The organism is Pelorhabdus rhamnosifermentans, assembly GCF_018835585.1.
Classification (GTDB): Bacteria; Bacillota; Negativicutes; order UMGS1260; family UMGS1260; genus Pelorhabdus; species Pelorhabdus rhamnosifermentans.
Window position 1 is genome coordinate 1 of sequence record NZ_JAHGVE010000212.1, and the last position, 203, is coordinate 203.

A 203-nucleotide genomic window follows, 5' to 3' on the forward strand; every position below is an offset into this window, starting at 1 on the left:
ATCATGAACATGGAACAACTCGTACAAAAATATTATCGTCAGAATCACTTGCCTCACATGTGGTGTCCCGGCTGCGGTAACGGCATAGTCACAAGTGCCGCAGTCAAAGCCATCGATAAACTGGGACTCAGTCAAGATAACACAACCATCGTATCCGGTATCGGCTGCTCCTCAAGAGCCTCAGGGTACCTGGATTTCGATAC

Annotated in this window: 1 pseudogene; it reads left to right on the top strand. The window is 48.3% G+C overall.

Features of this window, described 5'->3' with window-relative positions:
• Positions 1-9: 9 nt before the first annotated feature.
• Positions 10-203, top strand: a pseudogene (locus Ga0466249_RS26390) (2-oxoglutarate ferredoxin oxidoreductase subunit beta); the annotation flags it as partial.